Genomic DNA, 25,607 nt, shown 5'->3' with positions numbered 1-25,607 from the left:
GAGCGCAAAATTCTTAGCCATCCCACCCGTCCCCTTAAAGCCGAGCGCCAACGTGCTTGAGGCATTGCGCGAGAAGTCCCCCCATCACGCGCGGACGACCTGCTGCGGAATAAAGTCCGCGCTCCACCGAGCGTGCTTGCGGCACCGCGTGGGAAATTCCACCCGCCATGCGCGAACGACCTGCTGCGGACTAAAGTCCGCGCTCCGATTCCATTTGCGTGCCGCATTGGTCTTCCTTTGCTGTGCGTCATGAGCGAATCACCTCACTCTCGTCGCGCAGGTCCGCCGCATCGGCCTGAAGTTCGGCGACTGGTCGAGCGGCAACATCAAGCTTCGCCACAACTGACGCGTGAGGAGAAAATCAAAGGCTTCCACAGCTGGCACGAACGTGGCTACCTTCCCCACCGCGATGAACCAGGACTGACCCAGTTTGTGACTTTCCGCCTGGCAGACAGCTTCCCGGTGGAACTGCAGGAAGAGTGGGAAAAGCTGCTGAAAATCGAGGATGACCGGGAGCGCCGCCTTCAGCTCGAAGCCTGGCTCGATCTTGGCCACGGAGCGTGTCATCTGAGAGACAACCGCGTGGCGGAAATCGTCGCCGGTGAAATGCAAAAGTTCAATGGCACGAAGTATCATCTTCTAGCCTGGACAATCATGCCCAATCACGTGCATGCCTTGTTTGAAACCTTCGAAGTGCCGGTGCAAAAAATTCTGCAGCAATGGAAAGGAGCCACCGCCCGCTTGGCAAACTCACTCCTGAGCCTTCAGACTTCATTCTGGCAAAGCGATTACTGGGACACCTACATGCGAGATCCCGACCATCAAGATCGCACCCTCCGATACATCCGGAACAATCCCGTGAAGGCCGGTCTGGCCTCTGATTGGAAAGCATGGCCCTGGACCTACGTGCACGATGAAAATCAAGCCCCGGAGCGCGGACTTTAGTCCGCAGCACCCCGACGGAGCGCCAGATTCTTAGCCGTCCCACCCGTCCCCTTAAAGCCGAGCGCCAACGTGCTTGCGGCACTGCGTGGGGAATTCGACGCTCCATGCGCGAACGACCTGCTGCGGAATAAAGTCCGCGCTCCGTTACCACTCGCTGAACGGCACTGCGCAGAGGTTCGAGTTCGTGTAGCGCATGTCGTGGCTCACCTCCTCGCCGATCCACTCGGGCAGTTCAAAAGCGGTGTCTTCCGCAGGCAGCTCGATCTCCGCCACCACGAGGCCGTCATTTGCTCCGTGGAAGATGTCCACCTCCCACAGCATGCCTTCATGCATCACTTCATGGCGCGTTTTATCGATCAGCGGCTGATGGCAGAGCAGCAGCAGATCGCGCGCATGTTCCACCGTGATGGGAAACTCGATCTCCGTGCGCGAGATGCCGGTGCGGCGGCTCTTCACGGTCATGAACGCCTCATCCCCCACCAGACGCACGCGCACCGTGCGGTCGGGATCGCGCGAGAGATACCCCTGCGCCATGCGGCGGCCCGGACCGGTGGGCTGCCACTGGTCGGGCTTGAGGAGAAACTTGCGCTCGATCTCAGTGGCCATGCGTGATTCAGGCCTTGGAGGAATACAGTGCCACGAGCGCTGCGCCGATGGACTGGGAGAGCTCTCCCAGAGTCGCTGGCACGAGTTTGAGCTCGGCACGTTGTTTCCGGAAGAGGTAGGGCAGCGCGGCGGCACGGATGCCGCCGAGGTAGCGCTCGCGGAACTCTGGCGTGGTGCTGTCTGGGTCCATCAGACCACCGCCGATGACGACGATGCCGGGGTCGAGTGCCATGGACAAATTCGCCACGTGAATGCCCAGCGCACGCGCCTGAATGTCGAAGATTTTCAGCGCGAGCGGATCGCCCTTTTGCGCACGGCCACGCAGGGAGAGGCCCTTATTTTTTGGCGTGTCGGTGCTGGCGGCGAGTTCGTGATCGGGATACTTGGCCAGGAAGAACTCAATGAACTGCGGCAGGCCGGAGATGGTGGAGTAGGCCTCGATGCAACCCCAGTCACGACCGCAGCCGCAACTGAAAGGGGGCACTTCATCCAGACCATGGCCAAGGAGGTGACGCGGAATGGGCATGTGCCCTCCTTCCATGCCTGCGAGGTGATCGCCGCTGAGCGGGAGGCCATTGGCATCCATGTAGGCGGTGCCCAGTCCTGAGCCCGGTGCGAGAAGAAGCACGGTCGCCTTCGTTTCACCACGCACGCGCGCCGCCTCGCCCACACCGCCGAAGTCGCCGTCATTGCCCACATACAGCGGGATCTCGCGGCCTGCGGCCTTGGCGATGGCTGCGGAGTAGTCGGCATGGAAATTCCAGCCGATGAAGCACTCCGGCAGATTGGAGGATTTATCGAGCACGCCATACACCTGATACGGGCCCGGCAGGGCCAGCCCCGCCGCAGCGACGCGATCCCACGTGAGTCCATTGTCCTTGAGGAAACCTTCCGCGCCTTCCACCCACCCGGCCACCACGGCGGCAGTGCCGTTTTGCGCATTGGTCGAGCTTTGGCGGAGTTGCAGGGAGACAGGTTCACCATTGGCAAACACGCCGCCGGTCTTGGAAGTGGTGGCTCCTGAGTCGGTGCCGAGATAAATGTCGCGAGTGGCAGATGGCATAAACGGGGCTTAGACTTTGGCGAGCGAATGGACGGTGGTCGAGAAGAATGCGCGTCCATGAGCAAGAGACCTATGCAAGCCATGTGGCTGGGGTGGGCATTGACATGCCTGCCGGGGGGGGGCGGACGACTGGCAGCGCCTTCCTCTCCCTCCATCATGATCTCACACGAGTTCGGCCGCCGTCGGTTTTTGCACATGCTTGCAACCAGCCCGGCTCTCGCATGCGGCCTTGGCCTGAGCAGCCTTTTAAACGGGCTGACCATCACTGCGGCAAATCAGGCCGTGAACGTGCTTGAATTGTCACGAAGGAGGACGCTGCACTCGCGCTGCAGCACGGGGCGGACGGCCTCATCGTCTCCAATCACGGCGGCCGCAGCGAGGACAGCAAACGCGCCAGCATCGACTGCCTGCCCGAAGTCATCGCCGCCGTGAATGGCAAAGTGCTCGTCGATGGCGGCTTCCGTCGCGGCACCTATTTCTTCAAAGCCCTCGCCATGGGCGCCAGCGCCGTCTGCATCGGCCGCCCCTACCTCTGGGCCCTCGCCGCCTTCGGCCAGACCGGGGTGGAAACCATGCTCACCCTGCTGCGCAAAGAACTGCAGATCGACATGCGCCAGGCGGGGGCGGCGTCGATCCCGCAGATCACTCCGGAGTTTTTGGTGAGGTGAGATCAGTGAGCACCTTCACATCTTATCCTACGATGAGTGAATCGTGGACTACCCGCCAAATAATAGGTCGGTGGATCAGACATTGTTTCCTGAACGAATACTTGCCGCCATTGGTGAAAAGCATAGTTTTAAGATATGAGCACTCTGACAGAGATTGAAATGGCGATTCCGCACCTCGATCTGGCGGAGCTTTCCCGCTTGGAACGCTTGGTTCATTTCGTGAGGTCTCGCCGGGAGCAGCCCAAGCGACGTAGCGCGTTTGATCTCGAACCGCTGCAGCTTGGGAAAGTGATCAAGCCTCTGACTGCCGACGACGACCTGCTGGAGGAGATGCTTGATGACACACGGGATTGATACCGGCTTTCTTGTGGCTGCCGAAGTGGCGGAGCATGCTGATCACCAAGCAGCGCGCTTGAAGTTTAAAGACTTTCGAGCGGCTGGAGATCGTTTTGCACTCGTCCCCCAGGTGCTGGCGGAGTTTGTACATGTCGTGACCGATCCGAAACGTTTTACTCAACCGCTGACGATGGAGGCAGCCTTGGAACGTGCAGAAATTTGGTGGGACTCGCCTGAAATGGACCAACTTGGTTCCGATGCCTTTTCGGTTCGCACATTTTTCGACTGGATGCGTCAGCATCGCCTGGGTCGCAAACGCATTCTCGACACATTGCTGGCTTCGACTTTCCGTGAAGCGGGTATTCAGTCAATTCTCACAACAAACGCTCGCGATTTTGCGGTTCTTGGCGCGTTTGTTTGTGTGGTGCCGTGATAAAACAACGCAGCATAGGTGCAGCGCAGAGCTTCAGCAAGCTTTGACGAGCGTTAGCTTTGCTAGAAAAATCTATGCGAACTCGTTTTATTTTGTTTTTTTTAAAAGGGTGGGCAGAGTTCGTTTTGTGCCACAAATACTGACATCAAACATGTGTGAAGCGTGTGATTCATCGCGCGCGACCGTTTCTGAGTCATGTGATGATGAGTCTCAGCCCTATCAGTTGTGTGCCACCTGCCAGCATCGACTAGTAACGCGCGCTCTTAGACCTGCGGAGTGGTACCGCCTTGCGGTTCGGCACTGCCCTCACAACTTCTCTCTCCATAGCGATTTTTACTTGGATGATGGAACGGCGGATCAGCCGAGAGAAGCAGTTGTTGACGCAGACCTATTTCCAGCGCCCCGCCTGAACGACAAAGCCGCTTACTTGGATGGACTGTGGGAGTTTACGCTGACAAGATACGCTTTGAACGAATCCATTAACGAAGCTTGGCGGCAACATCCCAAGGCGTCTGTTCTAAACCTACTGATAACTTGTTACGAATCGGCGCAGAACTCACACTGGAAATCGACGATTTTGGAGATCTGCTCCCATTGTTTGGGTGCAGCGGCCGCTGATCTAGTGCGCCGGGCGTGGCTTGACTACCCTGAAAGCATGTACTTTGGAGCGTTAGCCAAAGCATCAGCGGCCTGTCTTCCAGATGAGGAAGGCTTCAGCAGATGTTTTGAGGCGTTCAAAACGCTGCCTCTCAAAGAGCAGCGCAGGCGTATGATGCACCTTTATGATTTCAAAAATCCGCAAATGCTCGACTGGATCGAATCCCATATCGAGCCTCCCATTACTGATGACTGGGGCAGTTTGGCCTCCCAATCAGGCATCACATGGCCTCGCGTAACAAAGTGGCTGGAGTCCGGTCGCCCCTTGAGCCTGGTGGCTTTGGATTCATTGAGCGGAGTTGTTAGAGCCGCTGAGAATGGACGATGGAAGAGGCATGTCCCCATACAAGATCTTCCTCCCAAGGAGGATGCGGAACGCTGCCTGCGCGACTATGAGGCCGCAGATACGACCCCGCGAATTAAGCACCAAATCGATCACCTCATGGAGCGCTTCCACCTTCTCGGTCCACAGAGAGAGCGGGTATCTTAGCGCTGAGAAGGCAGGCCCGTCTTTGCCAAAAGATCTTCAGCCATCTTGGTGCATTCCCCCTCAAAAGATTCGGGATCAATATGTATCCATTGCTTATTGTTCGCCAAGACTCTCGTAAAACAATCGAACAGACGATCTTCATCCTGCCCCTTCTTGTCTGAATTACTTTCATTTCTCCGTGCGACCCTAGCAAGGTATTGTGCCTTCTCTTTATGGAGAAGGCTTACAACCTGAAAAGACTCGGGAAACTCTCGCGGGGCCAAATCTGCCGCCCCCACAAAAAGCGGGCCTTTAAACCGAACCTCCGCCAAACATTGAATCAAAGCGAGCCTCTCTTCTTTGTATCGACCAATTCGAGATCAACAACGGTACAGCCATCCATAAGCGTCGGCAGCGTTCTGAGAAGTGTCGACTTCCCAGAAGCTGGCGGGCCATAGATGATGAACCGATTGTTCATAGAACACTCATACTCACCCCACCGCCTCGACACACCGGCCGCACAGCGTCGGGTGCTCAGCATTCGCTCCCACATCAGGCAGATACTTCCAGCAGCGGCCGCATTTGCAGTGGGTGGACTCTTGGACGATGGCGCTGAGATCGCCGCCGCGGGTGATCTTGAGGTCACTCAAGATGAGGAATTCGTGGAGGGTGGCGGGGTCGTTGAAGACGGGGTGGTCGAAGCCTTCGGCGGGCAGGGTCAGGGCCACGGTGGCTTCGAGGTTGGAGCCGATCTTCTTTTCCTGACGGGCTTTTTCGATGGCCTGCTGGATGACGCCACGGACCTTGAGCAGTTCATTCACCGCCAGGGTGGCATCGCTGCCGGGGAAGGCGGGATTGGGCTGTGGGAAGGACTGGAGGTGCACGCTGTCCGTGTAGCCGAGGTGCTCCCAGGCTTCGTCGGCGGTGAAGGCGAGCATGGGGGCGAGGAGGCGGCAGAGCGTCTCGGTGATCTCGCGGATGGCGGCCTGCGTGGCGAGGCGGCGCGGGCTGGTGGCGGCATCGCAGTACATCCGGTCCTTGGTGATGTCGATGTAGAGGGAGCTGAGGTCTCCGGTGATGAAGCTGTTGATCACTGTGAAAACCTTGCGGAAGTCGTAGTGCGCGTAGGCGTCCACGCATTCCTTCGTCACGGCGTGCAGGCGCTCGAGGATCCAGCGGTCTACGAGGGTGTAGGCGGGTGCGACCGCAGCAGTCGCAGCAGGCTGGCGGGAAGCGGCGGGCACATCTTCCGCAGGCAAGTCAGAGGCTTGCTCCACGTCCACGTCAGGCAGGCGTGAGGCGGGCGCTTTTTCGCCACTGAGATTTCCCAGCAGCACGCGCAGGGTGTTGCGGATGCGGCGGTAGTTTTCGCTGTTCTGCTTGAAGAGGTCTTCGGAGAACGGGACTTCGTTTTGGTAGTCCACACTGGCCACCCAGAGGCGCACCATGTCGGCGCCGTAGGTGTTGTAGTAGTGGTCAGCGGTCATCGGCTTGGCGCTCTTGCCTGCGGCACCTTGGTCGCTCTTGCTGATCTTCTTGCCGCTGGTATCAACGACGAAGCCGTGGGTGATCACCGCCTTGTACGGCGCGGCACCACGGGCGATGATGCTCATCATGAGGCTGCTCTGGAACCAGCCGCGATGCTGGTCCGTGGCCTCGATGTAGAGATCCGCCGGAGCGTGGAGTTCGGGGTGGCGGTCCAGCACGCTGACGTGGGAGCAGCCGGAATCGATCCAGACGTCGAGCGTGTCATTGCCACGCTTCGTGCCGACTGGCAGGCCCACTTCCGCCGCCCACCAGGCGTCGTCTTTTTCAAACCACAGATTGCTGCCGTGCAGCTCGATGACCACCGCCACTTTGGCGATGACATCGGGGTCCATGATGATCTCGCCAGCGGCGGAGTAGAACACGGGAAGCGGCACGCCCCAGGTGCGCTGGCGGCTGATGCACCAGTCCGGGCGGCTTTCCACCGTGCCGTAGATGCGGTTGCGGCCCCAGGCGGGCATCCAGTGCACTTTGTCGATCTCGTACAGCGCCTTGGCGCGGATGTCGTCGATCTTGATAAAGAACTGCTCAACCGCACGGAAGATGATCGGCGTCTTGGAGCGCCAGCAGTGCGGATACTGATGCACGTACTTCTCGTTGCCAAGGATCGCGCCTTTGGCGGTGAGGATTTCGATGATGCCGTCGTTGCTCTGGAAGACATGCTTGCCCACGAACTCGGGCAGACCGCACTCGGCGGTGTATTTGCCATCGGCATCCACCGGCGAAAGGATTTCAAGGCCGTGCTCGCGCCCAGCCTGGTAGTCGTCCGCGCCGTGACCGGGAGCGATGTGCACCGCGCCGGTGCCGGTGTCGTCAGTGACGAAGAGGGTGTTGATGACCTTCGAGGTGCGCGGCAGGAAAGGATGCTGCGCTTCGCAGCCATTGAGCGCGACGCCTTTGAGCTCCTCGTTGGCATGCTCGGTGTTCAGCTTGAAGCCGGTGGCGGCAGCGAAGGCTTCGATGCGGGATTTGGCGATGACGAGTTTTTCCACACGGCCGTCTGCATGCGCAAAGGTGCCGCTGATGTAGTCAAAAGTAGGATGCAGCGCGATGGCGAGGTTGGCAGGGAGCGTCCATGGCGTGGTGGTCCAGATGACGAGCGATGCGCCATCGCAACCGGGCGGCGGATTCACCAGCGCAAACTTCACGTACACCGCCGGGGAGGTCTTCTCCTTGTACTCCACCTCGGCTTCAGCGAGTGCGGTTTGCGCGCCGTAGCTCCATAGCACGGGGCGCTTCATGCGATAGACGAGGCCCTGCTCCACGGCCTTGCCAAAGGTGCGCAGGATGCCGGACTCGTAGCCGGGATCGAGCGTGAGATACGGATTCTCCCAGTCACCGAAAACGCCGAGGCGCTTGAAGCTGTTGCGCTGGATGTCGATGTACTTGCGTGCCTCCGCTTCGGAGCGCTGGCGCACCTCCACCGGCGTGAGGCCTGCGGCGGACTTCACCACTTTGAACTCGATGGGCAGCCCGTGGCAGTCCCAACCGGGGATGAAGGGCGTGTGAAAGCCTGCCATGGTCTTCGACTTCACGATGAGGTCCTTGAGGATCTTGTTCAGCGCGGTGCCCATGTGCACATCGCCATTCGCAAACGGCGGGCCGTCATGCAGGATGAAGGTGGGCCTGCCTTTGGACTGGGCCACGATGCGCTGGTAAAGCTTCCCTTCCTGCCACTTGGCCAGGCGCTGTGGCTCCCGCGTGACGAGATCCGCCTTCATCGGGAAATCGGTCTTGGGCAGGAGGACGGTGTCTTTGTAGTTCTTGGCAGTGTCAGTGGCGCTCATGGTACGGGAAAAGGAGCGCGGAGCCTAGCGAGATGGGGGCGCGTGGCAAGGACGGAGGGCTTCGTCCTTGATCCTGCCTCGTCCGCCCCAAATCTGCCTCCCCACGCCAATTCCCGCCTACAACAGGCATTTGCCCTCATGGCCGCATGGCGTATCGCTGCGCAATCATGCTCCTGCCCCGCTCATTGCTCCTCGCGTTCACCGCATCCCTGCTTTCCTCCGCGCATGCCCTGGAGGTGCAAGTCTCCCCTGCCCTCACGCTGCCCCAGGCGCTCAACCAAGTCCGTGAGGCCCGTAAAGCTGGCGACAGCTCTCCGGCAACGATCCTGCTGCCAGGTGGGGTGACGGAGCTGACGCAGCCGATTCAGCTCGAAGCGCAGGATTCGAATCTGACGATCACGGGCAGCAAGAGCACGCTCATCGGCGCACCGGTCGTCACCGGCTGGCAGCCGCATGAGGGCAAGATTGTGAAGGCGGATGTCTCCAAGCTGCTGCCGAAGGGGTTCATCCCCAAACAACTGCTTTGCAACGGCGAGCGGCAGATCCTCGCGCGCTATCCGAACTTCGATGCCAAAGATCCCCTCTACGGCGGCTGGGCCTTTGTAGCCGAGTTTCCGCCTGCTGGCGCACCGGAAGGCCACCTGTGGAAGCGCACGCTTTATGTGAAGCCGGAAGACGTGCGTAAGTGGGCGCACCCCGAGGACGTGGAGCTGGACATCTTCGCGCAATACGGCTGGTGGAATTTCGTGGAACCCGTGGCTTCGCTCGATCCGCAGACACGACTGCTCACGCTCAAGAAGGACTGCAGCTACGACCTCCACCCGCACAACCGCTACCATTTCCAAAATGCCCTGGAGGAGCTGGATGCCCCCGGAGAGTGGTACTACGACAAACGCAGCAGCACGCTGTATTTCTGGCCTCAGGAAAGTGATGTGGGCTCCTGCCCGCACTTCCGATCCTGCGGGCAAGAGTGCCACATCACTCCAGAAGTGCGCATGCCGGTGCTGGAGAGCTTTTTCAAGGTGAAGGCCGGTGCCAAGAACATCGCCATTCGCGGACTCACGTTCACAGGCTGCCACGGCAGCGCCATCACCTTTGAGCGTGCGGAAGACTGCGCAGTATTGAAGTGCGTCATCGCAAGTCGGCGCATTCAATGGCAGCGGCATCGGCGTGAGCGACGGCAAAAACGTGCGCGTCTCTCACAACGAGATCAGCTATACTGGCAGCAACGGCATCAGTCTGAGCGGCGGAGATCGCAAGACTCTGACCGGCCCCGGCCACGTGGCGGCGGACAATCACATCCACCACATGGGCGTCTTCAACAAGAACGCCTGCGGCATTTCGCTCTACGGCGTGGACAACACCGCCACGCACAACCATATCCACGACGGCCCGCGCATGGGCGTGCAGATGAGCGGGAATAACCTCATCGTGGAATACAACCACCTGCACCATCTCTGCCTGGAGACCCAGGACGGCGGTGCCATCTACACCGGCGGGCGGGACTGGATCAGCAGCCGTGGCAGCAAGTGGCAGTACAACCTGATCCACGACGTCATCGGCTGCGGCCAGGAATCCGGCGGACTGAAGCACCCGTGGTTCACCTTTGGCCTCTACCCGGACGACAACAGCGGCGGCATCGACATCATCGGCAACATCGTCTATCGCGTGGCGCACACGCCCATCCACATGCACAACTCGCGCGACTGCATTGTGGAAAACAACATCTTCGCCCTCGGCGGCAAATTTCAGTTCGACCTCCATGGCTGGACCAAAGATCAGCGATTCTACACCAGTCACCTCGAAACGATGATCAAAGGCTACGAATCTGTGGCTGGTCAGCTCGCGTGGACCAGCATGCGCAACATGGACCTGCACCCGAAAGACGCCATCCGCGAAGACGGCACCATGATGAGCGGCAACAGCTTCCAGCATAACATCATGTTTGGTGACACCCCCGGCGTGAAGTATGGCGACATCCGCAACGCTTCGCCGAAGTACAACACCATCGACTACAACCTCGCCTGGAATGGCGGGCATCCCATCGTCACCGGCATCAATCAAGTCGGCCCCGACAAAGCAGGCGCGCCGCTGGTGGCGGAGAACTTCGACAGCCCTGAGCCCGGCAAAACACCCAAGGGCTGGGGCTTCAATCACAAGCCGAACAAGGACGTGCAACTCGTCGTCGCCGATGGCGCGCTGCGTGTGGACTGCGCCCTCGGCACACCACCCAATCCGAAGAGCGTCTTCCATGGCCCCGATGTGCCGATCAAGCCCGGCGCCGCCTATCGCGTGAAGCTGCGTGTCAAATCCACCGAGCCCACCGCGAAGATCAGCCTCGCCTTTGCCTCCTTCAAAAATGGCGCAGGCTACTGGCAGACCGGCAGCACCAGCATCACCGCCACCAGCGAGTGGCAGGAGGTAGAAGCCACCGGGCGCATGCTGCGCGAAAACGAAGCCGGATGGAAACCCTGGATGACCGCCTTCTGGCTACGCGTGGATTGCCACGAACCCAAGGGCCAGGTCTTCTTCGACGACGTCCGCATCACCGAAGCCGAACCTCTCGACGAATGGGCCGCCTGGCAAAACGCCGGCTGGGACAAACACAGCCTCGTCGCCGATCCGCTGTTTGTGGACTGGCAGAAAGACGACTTCCGCCTCAAGCCCGAGTCACCGGCTTTCAAACTGGGGTTCAAGAAGATCCCGGTGGAGGAGATCGGGGTGAGGGAGTGATAGTCTGAAACTCCTACCGCCCACCCGATGCGAACGGATTGATGATCTCAAGACCGGCAATGTCTTTGAAATCATCTTCGTTTCGAGTGACGAGCGGCACACCATACTCCAGCGCTGTGGCGGCGATGATGGCATCCCCTAGCTTCATCTTTTTTTGCTGACGCAACTGGATGGTCTGTCGGATGATTTCTTCATCCAACGCCAGCTCGGTGGTGGACGCAAGAAGGTCATGGAGCAGAACTTGTCGCTGCGGCGAGAGTTCTCCAAACTTCGGGAACCCCAGCACTTCGATTCGTGTCACACTCGCGATCATGGCATCCGCTTTCTGCACGTAAGGAAGACAAAGGGTATCTCCAGGCTCGGCGGCATAGATGACGATATTGCTGTCGCAAATCATATGAATCACTTCTGGTCAGGAAGGATGACGTCTTCCCGGGCTTCGCGTTGCCATGCTGCCGGGTCAGGAATGACATCTTTCAGTCCTCCCATTGCGCGCAGTCCGGCAAGCGCCTCCGCACGTTTAGCCAGCATTTCCGGCGTGGCGGACGGCATCACTCGCTTCGCCCTTGAAGTCGCCCCATTGGGAACTGACAGCAGCAGGTGCATGCGGCCAGGCTTCAACCAATCGGGCAGCGGCGAAAGCAGCTTCAGGCTTCCATCGGCGCTGATTTCGACATCGGTTTCCAAAGTGTTCACCAGAAAGAATAGGCCATGTTGCTGCCATCGTAAAGCTTGCGAATGAAGAAGCCCCCCTCGCGCTCCTGCCGTCAGTGTTCTTCGATCACGCATTTGCCATTCCGCCTCTCCTTCCCACAATGCGGAAACTCGATCTCCCTACCTTTTTCGAACGTAACCCTTTTTTCATGAAGTCCCAGTTCCTCCAATTCGACCGCACCGGCAATCCTGCTGAAGTTTTGCAGCTTCACGAGCGCACTCTCACTCCGCCTGAGGGGCATGAGGTGCGGGTGCGGATGCGCTATGCGCCGGTGAATCCGGCGGATCTCAATTTCATCGAGGGCACCTATGGCCGCCCGGCGCATCCGCCCTGCATTCCGGGGCATGAGGGCTGTGGCGAGGTGGAGGCGGTGGGCAGCGCCGTGACTTCGCTGACGAAGGGAGATGTGGTCATCTCGCTGCTCGGCACCGGCTGCTGGACGCAGCATCTCACAGCTGCGGAGCATCACTTTGCCAAGGTTCCTTCTCAAATTGATGCCGTGCAGGCCAGCATGCTGCGCATCAATCCGGTCACAGCCTGGGCGCTGCTCAAACATTACACCGATCTGCCGAAGGGTGCCTGGGTGGCGCAGAATGCAGCGAACTCCGGCGTGGGCCGTGCCTTCATCCAACTCGCCAAGCACTTCGGCTTTCGCACGATCAACTTTGTCCGCCGCACGGAGCTGTTTGATGAATTGAAAACGCTGGGGGCTGACTTGGTCATGCTCGACACCGACGAAGGCGTCGCTGAAGCCAAATCAATCATTGGCGACGAGCCTGTGATGCTGGCCACGAATGCCGTGGGTGGTGACAGCGCGATCCATCTCATGGACCTGCTCAGTCCCGAGGGCATCCTTGTGACCTATGGCGCCATGAGCCGCCGCAGCCTGAAGGTGCCGAACAAATTCCTCATCTTCAAAAACCTCCAGCTTCACGGCCTGTGGATCACCAAATGGTTTGAGAAAGCCAGCACCGCAGAACTTTACGAAGTGCTGGATCCGCTGACCACGCTGATTCAATCAGGCGAACTCGTCACCGCGATCGACGAAATCGTTCCGCTGGCCGAATTCAACCGGGCGATCAAGCGTGCGCAGGAAGGCTCACGCGGCGGCAAAGTCATCCTTGATCTCGCGTAACTCATGCACGTCCTCCTCACAAACGACGACGGCATCGTGGCACCGGGATTGCAGGCTTTGGAAAATGCGGTGCAGCAGCTCGGCTGGAATTACACCATCGTGGCTCCGGCTACGGAGCAGAGTCAGTGTGGGCACCGTGTCACCACGCATCAACATCTGCGGGTAGAGACGCATGCAGAGAACCGCCATGCCGTGCATGGCACACCGGCTGACTGCGTGCGGCTGGCCCTGTTCGCGCTGGATTTAAAGCCCGATCTCGTGCTCTCCGGCGTGAATGCCGGTGGCAACATGGGGCAGGACATCGTCATCTCCGGCACCGTGGCGGCGGCACGCGAGGCCGCCTATCATGGCATCCGCTCGATGGCGCTGTCGCATTACATGATCCGCGAGCTGACGGTGGACTGGCAGCGCACCGCCGCATGGATGGCGGAGATCATCCGGGAAACGCATGCGCAGGACCACGCGCACAGCACCTTTTGGAACATCAATCTTCCGCATCTCCCAGCAGATCAGAGCGCCCTGCCGCCACGCATCCTCAGCCATCCGGCGCGTTCACCTTTGAATGTGAGTTATCGCAAAGAGGAGCACGGCTACGCCTACTCCGCCTCCTACGCCTCACGCCCGCGAGATCCCGGCTCGGATGTGGAGACCTGCTTCAGCGGCAGGGTCTCGGTGTCACTGCTGCACGTTTGACGCGCCTCACCTGGGCATGTTTTGCAGGTTCGTGACGAGCTGCTGCAGATCTTTCGTGTTGGGATGGTCTTCGCCCAGTTTGTTCTTCGCAGCCGCCAGCCCCTGATCCGCCTCCTTCTTGGCCTCGGCAAATTTCTTCTCCATCGTCAGGCAGAGGGCAAACTGATAGCGGAAGGTCAGCGTGTCCGGATGGTCTTCGCCAGGATTGATGTCCATAAAGAGCAGCACCTTGCGGAATTCCTGCTCGGCCTCCGCCAACTTGCCCTCGGCGCGCAGGGTCATCGCCAGCGCCCCACGGGCCATCAGAGTCGGCTGCTTGTCCACACCGAGCACGCGCTCATTGATTTTGACAACATCCTGAAGCTCTTTTTCCGCCTCGGGGTATTTCCCCTCATCGCCCAGCACCACTGCCAGGTTGGTGCGGTTTAGCAGGGTCGCGGGATGCTCCGCCCCATAGATCTTTTTCGTTTCCTCCACCACCGCCCGGGACTCCTTCTCCGCCTCCTGGTACTTTTGCTCCTGGTGCAGTGTTTCCGCCAGGGCATTGTGAATGCGCAGTGTCTCCGGCTTGTCCGCACCGGAGTATTTCACATGCCCCTCCCAGGAGGCGCGAAATTCCAGCTCCGCCTCGGCCAGCTTTCCCTGTGCGCGCAGGCAGGTGCCCAGCGCCCCCTGGCACTCCGGCAGCAGTGCATTGCCAGGACCAAAGAAGCTCTTGAAAGAGGTGATGAGGGAACGCAGCACCGGCTCGGCCTCCGCGTATTTGCCTGCCTGCATGTACTCACGCACGGTTGCCTGCTGCTTCTTAAACTCCAGCGCCTGCTTCTTGAGGTCCTCCGGCAGTTTTTCCGGCAGTTTGACTTCAGCGGGCGGTGTTTCCGCTGAGTACAAGACGGCAGAGCCCGAAAGGAGTGCGGCAAGCTGAAAAGCGACGATGGTTGACTTCATGGCAGGCCGCAAGGAACGCCAAGTGCGCCGGATGTCTTGTGTTTTTAGCGTGGAGTTGAAACGAGATACCCCTCCTCAGGCCAGCTGGGCAATCACCTGCGCAGCCACAATGCGCAGCAGCATGGTGAGCGGATACACCGTGGCGTAGGCCACCGCAGGTGAATCGCAGCGCGCCATGGTGGTGGCAAAGGCGAGCGCGGGAGGATCGGTCATGCCCCCGGAAAGGAGCCCGCACAGCGTCATGAAGTTCACACGATGAACTTTGCGCGCCACAAATCCCACCAGGAGCAGCGGCAGCATGGTGACGAGCACACCGAGCAGCACCCACTGCAGCCCCTGCGCCGAGAAAACCGTGGCGGCAAAATGCTCCCCGGAAAGCAGACCGACATTGGCCAGAAAGAGGATGATTCCCAGCTCACGCAGGGCGCGGTTCGCATTGATGGGCATGTGCATTACCATGGGGCCCAGACGTCCCAGATGACTCATCAGGATGGCCACGATGAGCGGCCCGCCCGCCAGGCCGAGGCGCACCGGCGCTGGCAGCCCCTCGATGCGGATGGGGTAGAGGCCCAGCAGCACTCCTAGAAGGATGCCCGCAAAAATGGCGGCAAACTTGGTCTCCTGCAGCATCTGCACTGCATTGCCGAGCCTTTGCGTGGCGGCGTTGAGTGAATCCTCATCACCCACAAGCTGGAGCATGTCGCCAAACTGGAGGCGCAGATCGGGCAGCGCGGTGAAGATCAAATCCCCGCGGCTCACGCGGGTGACGGCGACGCCATCGAAGTGATCGAGGCCGAGTTCACGCACCGTTTTGCCCAGCAGCTTTTTGTTCGTGAGCACCACGCGGCGGTAGGTGATGCGGCCGGGTGCCTTCATGAGGTTCTCCTCGCTCACGCTGCCGATGACCAGACGGAACTGCTCCAGATGCGTCTGCGTGCCCACGGCCATGATCACATCCCCCACATGCAGCTTCGTTTCCGGCGTGGCGGCGGTGACTTCAACCTCTGCAGCTGCGCGATGCCGGGAGATGACGACGCTGGTTTCCTGCACACCCGGAACATGGGCGATGGCGACACCTTCAAGATTCGTATTCTCCACCCGCAGGTTCATGCGTTGCAGCGGCTCGATGCCGGCCCCCTGCTCCTGCCGAAAAAGCTCCGCCTCCTGCGTCACATCCACCTTGAAAAAAGCCCGCAGAACAATGAGCGAGACAATGATCCCGACAATGGCCAAGGGATAAGACGCTGCATAGGAAAGCGCCGGCAGAGTGATCAGCGCAGGGTCCGCATGAGCTGAGGCAAGCGCCTGCTGCGCGGCGCCGAGTGCGGGCGTGTTCGTGGTGGCACCGGCAAACAAACCCGCCACGGCAGGCAGCGGCATGCCAAACAGCCAGCCGCCCGCCAAAGCCACCATGCCCCCCAAAAACACCAAGGCAAAGGCATAGGCGTTCAGCATGCGTCCCTGGCGCCGCAGCGAGGCAAAAAAACCCGGCCCCATCTGCATGCCGAGCGCGAAGACGAAGAGCACCAGCCCAAACTCCTTCAAAAAGTGTGCCACCTCCGCATTGGGACGCATCCCAAAATGAGAAACGGCCAGACCGGCAAAGAGCACGCCTGCGGTGCCCAGCTTGACTCCACGGACACGAATATTGCCCAGGCCGATGCCGCCTAGAATGACGATGCTGAAGGTAAGCAGGTCACAGGCCACGGGATTGTCCAGATGCAGTTGCTGAAGAAATGACATTCCCTTCTCATAGGCATGATTGGTGCCAAAGGTGCAATGGGTTTGTGCACCATTTTTGTGTGGGCATCATGCGTCCGCTGCCATTCGCTGCGCCGGATTTGGCCTGCGCTGATTTGCCCCGGCATGACGGCGCTGTTTGTGCTTATAGCGTCTCTGCATGAATACGAACAAACCCTCTCTCTATGAACGTCTCGGTGGCGAAGACATGATCTCCGCCCTCATTCCCGCCTTTTATGTCCGCGTGCTGGCCGATCCTGAGCTCGGGCCCTTTTTCATCCACACCGAGCTGGAGAAACTGCACGCCATGCAGCGCGAGTTCTTTGTCATGGCCACCGGCGGACCGATCCAGTACAGCGGGCGTCCCCTGGCGCATACCCATCACGGACGCGGCATCACCCGGCAGCACTTTGCCCGCTTCACCGGACATCTGGTGGAGACGCTGCTCGACATGGGAGTGACGCAGGAGGAAACGGATGAAGTCATCGAACGCATCAATGCCATGACCAACGAGATCATCGGTGCCTCCTACTGATTCACCTGATGCGACTGCTGCTATTCCTCTGCCTTCTTTCAACCCTGCCTGCGCAAGCCGATGAGTGGTGGGCCTGGTCGAATGTGGACTATTACCGCAAGCCGCCGTGGACCGGCAGTGTGTTCATGGGCAACTTTGCCGATGAAGTGGACGGCTCCTACGCGCAGATGGTGAGCCCGCGTGTGAAGTATGCCGCTGCACAGTGGCTGGATCTCGGTCTGGGGTTGTCGATGCTCAGGCTCGAAAACGTCGCCACGCACGACCGCTACGACCAGCTCCGTCCAGAGCTGGAGATCAATCCCCACTACGAGCTAAAGCAGGTGCGTCTGGACTGGCGCAACCGGATGGAATGGCGCGAGAACCAGGGCGCGCCCTCCACGGCCAACCGCACACGTCACCGCATGCAGCTCGCCTGGACGCTGCCACAGCCTCTGGGCCCGCTGACACGCCTCTATGCCAGCGATGAGTGTCTGATGGACCTGCATCTTCGCCGCCCAACAGAGAACCGCTTCATACCGCTGGGGCTCACGTTCAAGCTCACCGATTCGATGGACCTCGACCTCTTCTACATGATCGACTCCAAACGCACCAAGAAGACCTGGAAAAACGAATCCGTGCTGGGCACCTATCTGCGGGTGAGATTCTAGAGCCGTACGGAATTCGCGGCTTTGCGTTGCCCGCGTCCTGATTTGGCGCGTAGAGAGAGGCATGCCTGAGCATTCCAATGCACGCCTGTTTGTCTGGTTCCGAATCCTTTTCAACTGCCGGTTTTACTACCCGGTGTTCACGATTCTGTTCCTCGATCTGGGGCTGAGCATCGGTGAATTCGCGGCGCTGAACGTGGTATGGGCGCTGACCAGCGTGGTGCTGGAGGTGCCCTCCGGGGCACTGGCAGACCGCTTTGGCCGCAGGCCGCTGGTGGTGGCGGCAGGTGTGCTGATGGTGCTGGAAATGGCCGTTCTGTGCCTGATGCAACCTGGGCACCACGATCTGGTGCTGTGGCTGTTTGTTTTGAACCGTGTTCTCAGCGGGGCCGCCGAAGCCTGTGCGAGCGGGGCGGATGAGGCGCTGGCATACGACTCCCTGCCGGCGGCTGAGCGCACAACGCTGTGGCCGCAGATCATGGCCAAGCTTTCACGCGGAATGGCCCTGGGTTTTGTGGTATCCTCCATTACTGGATCGGTGCTTTATGACGCACACAGCCTGACGACGGCACTGCATTGGACTGGTCTGGATGTAACGGTGGCCAAGGAGGTGTCCATGAAGCTGCCGCTGCTCCTCTGCTTGGGCACGGCGCTGGCCTGTCTGGTGGTGACCCTGCGCATGACCGAAGTGCGCGCCCCTGCCCCCAAGATTTCGCTGCTGCAGAGCATCCGCGAAACCTGGATCTCCATCCTGCGAACTGGCGGCTGGATCTGGCGCACGAAAGCCGCTTTCGCGCTGATCCTGTTCGGGCTGGTCTTTGACAGTGTGATCCGTCTGTTCCTGACCGTGGCGAGCAATTTCTACCGGCTCGTGGGCATCGAGGAAGGCTGGTATGGCGTGATCGGCACCACCGTTTCCCTATTGGGCCTCGTGACCGCTGGCCTGATGGAAACAAGCGCCAAAGTCATGACGGTGCGGCAGAATTTCACCTGGCTCGGCCTCGTGGTGTTTGGCGGCTTGCTGGCTGCAGCGCATCCGCAGCCGGGCTGGGCGGGCATCGCCCTCGTCATGCCGCTGTTCCTGAGCATGCGTTTCCTCCAGTTCTTCCTCTCCCATTATCTCAATGAAATCGTGGATTCAGAGCAGCGGGCCACCGCGCTGAGCTTTCGCGGGCTGACGATCAATCTGGCCTATGGCACACTCACCCTGCTCTTCGGCTGGCAGACCGGCTGGGTGGGCGGCCATTTGCACCTGAGCGCGGACGATCCCCGCGTGTTTGCCGAAGCACTGGGACTGTGGCCGTGGTGGTTTGCCGGAACCGTGCTGGCGGCAGGCGGCTGGATGCTGCTGCGCGTTTTTACAGCCACCAAAGCTGAACGAAACGTAGAGTCTTCAGGTCATTAAGAACGTTCGACAAACAACTTCACCGGCAGCAAAATGCTCCCAACCATGAAAAAGCCCTTCTTGATCCGCCTCTGTCTGGTTCTGGCCATCGCCACCCTTTTCGTCCAGTGCGCCTCCACGCCCAGGACGCGTATTGAGAAAAACCCGCAGATGTTTTCCAAACTCAGCGCCAAAGACCGCCAGCTCGTGACGCACGGCCTCATCCGTGAAGGTATGACTCGGGATGCGGTATTCCTTGCCTGGGGACGTCCTGACACCGTCTCGGTGGGTATCAATCGTGGCAAAGAGAGCGAAAACTGGACCTATGAAGGCCAGCGTCCGGTCCGATCCATGAATATGAACATGGGTTTTGGCTACGGTGGTTTTGGCTACGGCGGCTTCGGATACCCCGGCTTTGGCGGTTTCGGTCCTTATGGCTACGGTGGATATCCGATGTGGGGCAGCGGCACTTCTGTGACGTACATTCCCTACACCGCTGGAACGGCGGATTTTGTCAACGGTCGGGTGGTGAGCTGGAAGTCCACGGCACGCTGAGCTCGAGTTTCTTCCTCACATGAGCGTGCCCGAAGAACACCTGGCGTCACGCCGCAGCTTGAAATCCCGCGACACCCGCTGGGCGCATGCTCTGGCAGGTTTGCTGGCGCGCTCCGGCATCACCCCAAATGCCATTTCTCTACTGAGCGTGCTTTTTGCCGGCGGGGCCATGGCCTGCTTCATGGTCGCCGGAGATCAGAGCAGCATCACCGGCATTCTTGCAGCCTGGCTGGGCGCTCTCGTCTGCATCCAGATGAGGCTGGTGTGCAATCTGATGGACGGCATGGTCGCCGTGGAAGGCGGCAAGGGATCACCCGTGGGAGCGATTTTCAACGATGCGCCAGACCGTGTGGCGGATGTGCTCATCATGGTGGGTGCGGGCTACAGCGGCGCGGGAGACCCCGGGGTGGTGAAGCTCTTCCACGTGATTCCTCTGGGCTGGTGCTGCGCCGTGACGGCGGTGTGGACGGCCTACATCCGTGTGCTGGGAGCGTCACTGACCGGCAAGCACGACTTCCGCGGCCCCATGGCCAAACAGCACCGCATGGCCGTGCTGTGCGGCGGGCTTTTGATCGAAATGATCCAGCACCTGGCAGGAAGTGAGCGCTGGGGCATCCTGCTGGCCCTGACGCTGATCTTTGTTGGCGGCATCTGGACGTGCTGGCGGCGGCTGTCCGTCATGGCCCAGACGCTTCGCTCAGGTGACAAGACCGCGCTTTGAAAGAGCCTGACAGGAGTTGAAATATTCGTGCCGTGGCATGCGTCCCTTTCCCCGCACCCTCATGAAAAAAGCGCTCCTCTTACTCGCCACCCTGTTCTCGCTCAGCCTCCACGCCGCTGATTTCCCCAAAGGCAGCCCGAAGTTCTTCACCTCCTCTGGCGCGGTTTTGAAGGCCGCGAAGGAGAATGGCAGGCCCGTCATCCTCGTTTTCTCCGCCGCCTGGTGCGGCCCCTGCCAGAAAATGAAAAAGGAGGTCTACCCGAGCAGCGAGGTGCAGCCGCTGCAGGACAAGTTCAACTGGGCCTACCTTGACATCGACGATGAAGCCAACGGCAAGCTCGCCGAAGGCTTCAAGGTGGAGACCATCCCCCACCTCTTTTTCCTCGATTCCACGGGCAAAACCACGCTGGACGAACTGAAAGACGTCACCGCACCCAAGGATTTCGCCAAAAAGCTGACCAAGGTTCTGAAGAAGGCGGAAGCCTCCCCAAAGAGCGGAAACTGACCGTGATTTGCCGCCGCAATGGCAGGCTCAATCACAGCCAGGAATACACGCAGAGTTCCCTTTCGCGACAGGAACTGCTGCCTTTGATGCCGTACGGCCTCTTTCTCAAAAAGGGGGCCGAAAATCAAAGATTGATTTCAGCGGGTATTTACCCCACAATAAGTATTCTAAAAGGAAAGTTAACAATCAGATATTGTTAATAAAAATGCGATACCACACCCTCCTTCTTCTCAGCCTCTCCGCCTGTTTATTGGCGTCTTGTGAATCCACAGGCTTCATGAGCCGGGGCACACGCATCACCGCTGTTCGCACCACGGCCTACACACATGGCGAGTCAGACCACATCATTTACGGAGCCAAGACGGCCGTCGGAACCCAGCTGAAATATGGAAACGTGCGCAGCGCCGCAGCCGACTGGTCGGTGTATCCGGTAGGCACCATTTTCCAGATCGAAGGACTGCCCTACGTCTATCAGGTGGATGATTATGGTTCTGCCCTGGTGGGCACCAACACCATCGACCTCTACAAGCCGGACAAGGCCACCATGAATGCATGGGGCGTGCGCAATGTGAACATCCGTGTCATTAAATGGGGATCGTTTTCCAAGAGCTTGTCCATCATGAAGGAGCGCACTGGCTACGAGCACATCCGCCGCATGGTGGCGCGCATTGAACGCAGTTCCTAGTCCCCGGTTTTTCCGACTTTCCCCAAGTGACCAAACAGGAGCGTGCGGATTACGTTCGGACTCGGCTGGAGCAGTTGTACCCAGAGACCCCGGTTCCGCTGGATCATGAGGATCCTTTCACCCTGCTGGTGGCCGTGCTGCTCTCAGCCCAGTGCACCGATGTCCGTGTCAATCAGGTGACGCCAGCCTTGTTTCGGCTTGGTAAAACCCCGGCGGCACTCGCCGCCGCCCCACTCGATCAAATCGAAGCCATTGTGCGCCCCTGCGGCCTCGGACCCCAGAAAGCCAGGGCCATCAAGCAGCTTTCCGGCATCTTGCTGGCTGAGCACCAAGGGCAGGTACCCGCCTCGCTGGAGGCTTTGGAGCGCCTCCCCGGAGTCGGCCATAAAACCGCCCAGGTTGTGCTGGCTCAGGCCTTTGGCACCCCTTCATTTCCCGTGGACACCCACATCCACCGCCTCGCCCAGCGCTGGGGTTTCACCAATGGCAGATCCGTGCTGCAGACCGAGCGGGATTTGAAGCGCCTGTTTCCGGAGGAATCTTGGAACAAACTACACCTGCAGATCATTTTCTACGGCAGGGAGTTTTGCAGTGCGCGCGGCTGTGATGGCACCGTGTGTGAAATCTGCCGCACCTGCTATGCGAAGCGGCGGAATCCCGTCAGCACCAAAAAGGCCTGAAGGCTCCGCCGTTCAAAGAAAGAACCGCCACCGGGCTTACCAGCGCAGACGCAGGCTGGTGCGGAAGGCGCGGGTGGTATTGCCAAAATCTCCACCAATACCGATGTCAAACATGGGCAGCACGCGGAAGTAGGTCGACAAATCAATCATCTTGCTGTCGTACTTGTCCGCACTGCTCACCGTCACACCTGCCTGCACTTCCAGCCAGGTCAAGGGGGTGAATCGCAGTGCTGGACGCACGTAGATGGAGCCATCGCTGAAGCTCACGGAAGTGTCCTGCGCTTTCAAGCTGGCGTAAACCAGACCGGCTTCAGCCACAAAAGTGAGCTTTTCATTGATCAACGAGGTGTGGAAACCGGCACCTGCCTGAATGCTCGCAAAGTCATAGTTCCCCTTCGTGGCTCCCGTCACACTGCCACCGCCGCCGCTGCCCCAGGAAGCACCAAATTTCAAATAGAGCGGATTGAACAGAGCCACCGTCAGTGTCGCGCCGATGGTATTGGCTCCAGAGAGGTTGCTGGCCTTGGGGGCCACGTAGCGGTAATAGGCCTCAATGTTGTTGAAATTGACCATGTTAGGCCCGCTCGGCTGCGCCCCATAACCGCCTGCGCCAGCGGGTGGTGAGCTGTAATTGCTCACCCCCTGAGGCGCGTAAGAGGAGACGCCTCCAGGCTGAGGAGCCGCAGCGTACGGATCTGCATAACCGGGAGGGGCCGTCACTGCCGGCGTGACGGAGGCAGGAGGCAAAGAATTGGGATACGCAGGAACATTGGGCGGTGGAGTACCGTATCCCGGAGGCGGAGTGCCATAGCCCGGCGGAGGAACACCCATGACACCATAACCAGTCTGACCGACCGCACTTTGGCAAAAGGCAACGCTGACGCTGAAAGCGTAAAATAGGATCCTTTTCATGATAAGTGGGGCATCTATTGATTATTTAGATAGGTTAAATAATCTCTCAAATCAATAGATTGGGCAAATCTTTTTTTTGGCTTTGAGATTTCCATTCAATCCAGTCGCTATGACGTTGCGTCAGCGACCCGGCATTTGAATAGGTCTTACAGGACGTATACATCCTATAAGAGGTCCCCACGTGCGAAACGCGCCGCTACTTTCTCAGCCAGCGCGGGATCAGTACAAGAAGCGCCAGTCCTGCTGCCAAACCTGCGATCAGCCGGCCTTTATGGCTTTCAGCCGGCTTCTCAATCTCGGGCAGAATCGTCACCAAATCAGGGACCGCGAGGGGTTTGAACTCTGGGATGGTCGGAGGCGGAGGGCTGGGGGCTTCAGATCCCGCAGGCGGGGTCTCGCTGGTGGCCGCTGCTGGCAGCGCCTTTTCCCAATCGAGATTGAGCAGGATGTCCCAGCCGGGGCTTTCGTTTTTCATCCGGCAGCCGCAGCGGCCCACAAGGAACATGCAGGCGTCTTCCAGCGATGCGTCATCCAAAATATTCAGCGGCCAGGCCCCCAGCACCCTGCCCCGGCCAAAGACCGCCCCGGCAAAGCTGGTGGTGGTGGGGTCAAAGGTTCCCCTCGGGCCGGTCAGCATACGCAGCAGCATGGCTTCGGCTGGATCATCGCGCCGCAGCCGCAGGGTGCTGAATTTCAGCCGCAGCGGCGGCCCAGGGCCAAGCTGGCTGTCCGGGTCGTTCGGATCCTGGATCGGCAAAGATGCCACCTGCTCCAGAAACTTGAGCCGCTTCTCGATCCGCTCCACCTCCAGCACGTCCAGCGGCGATCCGCTGTCGGCGATCACCCAGATAACAGAATCTCCGGCCAGCAGCTGCTGCACGAGTTTCTTGCGCGCCGGGGAATCCAGCACGGCACTGAGCGTGGCCGCATTCAGCTTGCCTGCCCACACCTGCTTGTCGCTCTCCCGTGAATAGCGCAGAACGGTCTCCTGCTGAGCGGGGTCTTTGGAGGTGGAGAAATCGAGGTTGGCCTTGCCATTGGCGCGCAGGGGGCGCAGCAGATCCTGCACCTCCGGTGTCTGCGAGACGGCGGCAGGCATCACCAGATGAAACTTGTCCGCCTCCCAGCGATCCAGCGCGAAGCGGAACACCGGAATGGTGCAGGCGCAGGCACCGCTGGTGCAGATGGCGATGATGAGGGTGGCGAGTCGCATGGCTCTATTTCCCAAAGCACTGCAGCCTGCCATCCATCGTGCTCACATACACACGCCCCTGGGCGACGGTGATGCCGTCCCACACGGCGGGACTGGTCAGCTCAAGTCCGGCGCTTTGTTCACCCGTCTCAGTGTTCACGGCCCACATCTTGGCGCCGCGTTTGCCATCCAGCGCTTCGTCCTGCTCCTTGAGTTCCTGCAGGATGGCGGGGTCCTTGGCTGCGAGACGCTCAAACGCATACTCCTCATCAATCGTGTCCGGCGCACCACTGACAAGCACCGTCTTGCCGGCCAGCGCCATGCTGCGGGCCACGATGGGCACAAAGCGGTCCCAGGTGTGCTTCACAAAGCTGCCGCTGCCTTTGCCGCCTTTGGCATCGGCACCGCCCTTGAACCACAGGGCACCGCCCACCTTGCCTTTGCCGGATTCCACCCCGGCCCCCACGCCATGCACCTCATTGCCGGAGCTGTCGCGGGAGTCGCCATTGTCGAAGTTGCAAACCAGCACGGCATCCGTGGGCTTCACTTCGGGCTGCTCGAAGCGCTGCTGCACTTCGGCGGCGCTCAGCGCCTTGTGATAGACGGCGAGTTGATCCAGCAGGCCGCTGTACGCCCCCGCGCTTTCTTCGGCCACGCCGCTGCCATTGCCCACGATCAGCGGATTCGCCGGTTTGCCAGCCACCAGATCCCCCGCCATGCCTTCGGCGACAAGCTTTCCATCTATATAGAGCGTCATCTTTTTGTCAGCCGCGAGGACACCCGCGATGTGGTGCCAGCCATCGGCCAGCGCTTCGGCGGAGACGATGCTGCTCACTTTCGAATCACTGCGGATGTGGAACTGCGGTTTCTTGTCATGGAAGTCGAGACCCACGCCGAGGCGAGGTCCGCCGTGGTTGATGATCGTGCCGCTGGGCTTGTCCGGCAGCACCCAGGCCTCCACGGTGATGGGAGTCTTCGTGGGGTCCAGCACCGGCATGTCCGGAAACTGCACGCTGCCGGGCATCGGCGCACTTTTGGCACTGCCCTTGGCTCCGCCTTTTTTCGGAGCGTCTGCATTCTTGCCCTTGCCTTTCTTCTTGGCCTCCGCCTGCGCCTTCAGGGTCTCGCTGTGGCCCACCTGCGTTTCTCCCTTCGGCTGCACGGCCAGAGGAACCCCCTTTTCATCCAGCACCACGCTGTTGCCCTTGCGTTCGGTGGTGGCGGATTCGGTGTCAAAGGCCTGCTCCGGCGGTGCCTTGGGCGTGGCAAACAGGGTGTACTCCATCGTGGTCGTCCACTTATAATACTGCGCCTCGCGGCC

The 25,607-nt window shown here is 59.9% G+C and carries 26 protein-coding genes and 1 pseudogene; 17 read left to right on the top strand and 10 right to left on the bottom strand.

Translation table 11 applies throughout. The annotated features are described in order from the left end of the window. The first annotated feature begins 249 nt into the window (after window positions 1–249). Window positions 250–945, top strand: coding sequence for a transposase (locus ACILSL_RS23465; protein WP_395734501.1), 696 nt, complete (start codon window positions 250–252; stop codon window positions 943–945). A gap of 144 nt (window positions 946–1,089) precedes the next feature. On the opposite strand, the gene ACILSL_RS23460 is transcribed toward ACILSL_RS23465, so the two are convergent. Then, window positions 1,090–1,551 (bottom strand): CYTH domain-containing protein, encoded by a 462-nt coding sequence (locus ACILSL_RS23460; protein WP_395734500.1) that lies wholly within the window; start codon window positions 1,549–1,551, stop codon window positions 1,090–1,092. Between the two features lie 7 nt (window positions 1,552–1,558). After that, window positions 1,559–2,614: an ROK family protein gene (locus tag ACILSL_RS23455; RefSeq protein WP_395734499.1), complete on the bottom strand. Its 1,056-nt coding sequence runs from the start codon at window positions 2,612–2,614 to the stop codon at window positions 1,559–1,561. A 296-nt stretch (window positions 2,615–2,910) separates the two neighbouring features. On the opposite strand from ACILSL_RS23455, the gene ACILSL_RS23450 reads away from it, so the two are divergent. The 4 genes from ACILSL_RS23450 to ACILSL_RS23435 all read left to right on the top strand — a co-directional run bounded on the left by ACILSL_RS23450 (window position 2,911) and on the right by ACILSL_RS23435 (window position 5,198). After that, window positions 2,911–3,282 carry an alpha-hydroxy acid oxidase gene (locus tag ACILSL_RS23450; protein WP_395734502.1) on the top strand — a complete coding sequence of 124 codons (372 nt, stop codon included), beginning with the start codon at window positions 2,911–2,913 and terminating at the stop codon, window positions 3,280–3,282. Between the two features lie 135 nt (window positions 3,283–3,417). Then, window positions 3,418–3,636 (top strand): hypothetical protein, encoded by a 219-nt coding sequence (locus ACILSL_RS23445; protein ID WP_395734498.1) that lies wholly within the window; start codon window positions 3,418–3,420, stop codon window positions 3,634–3,636. Continuing rightward, the gene (locus ACILSL_RS23440; RefSeq protein WP_395734497.1) at window positions 3,620–4,051 is read left to right on the top strand and encodes a PIN domain-containing protein; all 432 of its coding nucleotides are present in this window, start codon (window positions 3,620–3,622) and stop codon (window positions 4,049–4,051) included. The genes ACILSL_RS23445 and ACILSL_RS23440 overlap by 17 nt, the downstream gene beginning before the upstream one ends. Window positions 4,052–4,517: 466 nt before the next feature. Continuing rightward, on the top strand, window positions 4,518–5,198 hold the full coding sequence (locus ACILSL_RS23435) for a hypothetical protein (protein WP_395734496.1): 681 nt from the start codon (window positions 4,518–4,520) through the stop codon (window positions 5,196–5,198). A 470-nt stretch (window positions 5,199–5,668) separates the two neighbouring features. On the opposite strand, the gene ileS is transcribed toward ACILSL_RS23435, so the two are convergent. Beyond that, the gene (gene ileS / locus ACILSL_RS23430) at window positions 5,669–8,509 is read right to left on the bottom strand and encodes an isoleucine--tRNA ligase (RefSeq protein ID WP_395734495.1); all 2,841 of its coding nucleotides are present in this window, start codon (window positions 8,507–8,509) and stop codon (window positions 5,669–5,671) included. A gap of 146 nt (window positions 8,510–8,655) precedes the next feature. Here ileS and ACILSL_RS23425 point away from each other — a divergent pair. Together ACILSL_RS23425 and ACILSL_RS23420 are read left to right on the top strand one after the other, a co-directional pair. Beyond that, a pseudogene (locus tag ACILSL_RS23425) lies at window positions 8,656–9,420 on the top strand (hypothetical protein); the annotation flags it as partial. A 277-nt stretch (window positions 9,421–9,697) separates the two neighbouring features. Next, window positions 9,698–11,242, top strand: a complete 1,545-nt coding sequence (locus ACILSL_RS23420; protein WP_395734494.1) for a right-handed parallel beta-helix repeat-containing protein — start codon at window positions 9,698–9,700, stop codon at window positions 11,240–11,242. Between the two features lie 13 nt (window positions 11,243–11,255). Here ACILSL_RS23420 and ACILSL_RS23415 read toward each other — a convergent pair whose 3' ends face one another. Next, entirely contained in the window at window positions 11,256–11,639 is a 384-nt protein-coding gene (locus ACILSL_RS23415) for a type II toxin-antitoxin system VapC family toxin (RefSeq protein WP_395734493.1), read from the bottom strand. Window positions 11,640–11,644: 5 nt separating this feature from the next. Then, on the bottom strand, window positions 11,645–11,938 hold the full coding sequence (locus ACILSL_RS23410; protein WP_395734492.1) for a hypothetical protein: 294 nt from the start codon (window positions 11,936–11,938) through the stop codon (window positions 11,645–11,647). A gap of 167 nt (window positions 11,939–12,105) precedes the next feature. Here ACILSL_RS23410 and ACILSL_RS23405 point away from each other — a divergent pair, with 167 nt between their 5' ends. After that, window positions 12,106–13,092, top strand: coding sequence for an MDR family NADPH-dependent oxidoreductase (locus ACILSL_RS23405; protein WP_395734491.1), 987 nt, complete (start codon window positions 12,106–12,108; stop codon window positions 13,090–13,092). A 3-nt stretch (window positions 13,093–13,095) separates the two neighbouring features. Continuing rightward, the gene (gene surE / locus ACILSL_RS23400; RefSeq protein WP_395734490.1) at window positions 13,096–13,785 is read left to right on the top strand and encodes a 5'/3'-nucleotidase SurE; all 690 of its coding nucleotides are present in this window, start codon (window positions 13,096–13,098) and stop codon (window positions 13,783–13,785) included. Window positions 13,786–13,791: 6 nt separating this feature from the next. Here the strand turns inward: surE and ACILSL_RS23395 are convergent, their stop codons facing one another. Further along, complete coding sequence (locus ACILSL_RS23395) at window positions 13,792–14,733, bottom strand: tetratricopeptide repeat protein (protein WP_395734489.1); 942 nt, start codon at window positions 14,731–14,733, stop codon at window positions 13,792–13,794. A gap of 75 nt (window positions 14,734–14,808) precedes the next feature. After that, complete coding sequence (locus ACILSL_RS23390) at window positions 14,809–16,476, bottom strand: putative transporter (protein WP_395734488.1); 1,668 nt, start codon at window positions 16,474–16,476, stop codon at window positions 14,809–14,811. Between the two features lie 157 nt (window positions 16,477–16,633). Between ACILSL_RS23390 and ACILSL_RS23385 the strand changes: the two genes are divergently transcribed. From ACILSL_RS23385 to nth, 8 genes are all read left to right on the top strand, one after another. Continuing rightward, entirely contained in the window at window positions 16,634–17,008 is a 375-nt protein-coding gene (locus ACILSL_RS23385) for a group 1 truncated hemoglobin (RefSeq protein WP_395734487.1), read from the top strand. Window positions 17,009–17,016: 8 nt separating this feature from the next. Next, complete coding sequence (locus ACILSL_RS23380; protein WP_395734486.1) at window positions 17,017–17,655, top strand: DUF2490 domain-containing protein; 639 nt, start codon at window positions 17,017–17,019, stop codon at window positions 17,653–17,655. Between the two features lie 61 nt (window positions 17,656–17,716). Continuing rightward, the gene (locus tag ACILSL_RS23375) at window positions 17,717–19,057 is read left to right on the top strand and encodes an MFS transporter (protein ID WP_395734485.1); all 1,341 of its coding nucleotides are present in this window, start codon (window positions 17,717–17,719) and stop codon (window positions 19,055–19,057) included. Between the two features lie 45 nt (window positions 19,058–19,102). Further along, the gene (locus ACILSL_RS23370) at window positions 19,103–19,591 is read left to right on the top strand and encodes a hypothetical protein (RefSeq protein WP_395734484.1); all 489 of its coding nucleotides are present in this window, start codon (window positions 19,103–19,105) and stop codon (window positions 19,589–19,591) included. Between the two features lie 25 nt (window positions 19,592–19,616). Further along, complete coding sequence (locus tag ACILSL_RS23365) at window positions 19,617–20,312, top strand: CDP-alcohol phosphatidyltransferase family protein (protein WP_395734483.1); 696 nt, start codon at window positions 19,617–19,619, stop codon at window positions 20,310–20,312. A 61-nt stretch (window positions 20,313–20,373) separates the two neighbouring features. Next, window positions 20,374–20,817, top strand: a complete 444-nt coding sequence (locus tag ACILSL_RS23360; RefSeq protein WP_395734482.1) for a thioredoxin family protein — start codon at window positions 20,374–20,376, stop codon at window positions 20,815–20,817. A 205-nt stretch (window positions 20,818–21,022) separates the two neighbouring features. Continuing rightward, complete coding sequence (locus ACILSL_RS23355) at window positions 21,023–21,502, top strand: 3D domain-containing protein (RefSeq protein WP_395734481.1); 480 nt, start codon at window positions 21,023–21,025, stop codon at window positions 21,500–21,502. A gap of 26 nt (window positions 21,503–21,528) precedes the next feature. Beyond that, entirely contained in the window at window positions 21,529–22,182 is a 654-nt protein-coding gene (nth, locus tag ACILSL_RS23350; RefSeq protein ID WP_395734480.1) for an endonuclease III, read from the top strand. Window positions 22,183–22,218: 36 nt separating this feature from the next. Here nth and ACILSL_RS23345 read toward each other — a convergent pair whose 3' ends face one another. The 3 genes from ACILSL_RS23345 to ACILSL_RS23335 form a co-directional block, all read right to left on the bottom strand. After that, a complete protein-coding gene (locus ACILSL_RS23345; RefSeq protein ID WP_395734479.1) occupies window positions 22,219–22,755 on the bottom strand; it encodes a hypothetical protein in 537 nt (178 codons plus the stop codon). Window positions 22,756–23,290: 535 nt separating this feature from the next. After that, the gene (locus ACILSL_RS23340; RefSeq protein WP_395734478.1) at window positions 23,291–24,307 is read right to left on the bottom strand and encodes a hypothetical protein; all 1,017 of its coding nucleotides are present in this window, start codon (window positions 24,305–24,307) and stop codon (window positions 23,291–23,293) included. Window positions 24,308–24,311: 4 nt separating this feature from the next. Further along, on the bottom strand, window positions 24,312–25,607 hold a 1,296-nt coding region (locus tag ACILSL_RS23335), incomplete at its 5' end, for a LamG domain-containing protein (protein WP_395734477.1).

The sequence above is a fragment of the Prosthecobacter sp. genome (assembly GCF_044222345.1).
GTDB lineage: Bacteria > Verrucomicrobiota > Verrucomicrobiia > Verrucomicrobiales > Verrucomicrobiaceae > Prosthecobacter.
This window is presented reverse-complemented; position numbering and strand designations above follow the sequence as displayed.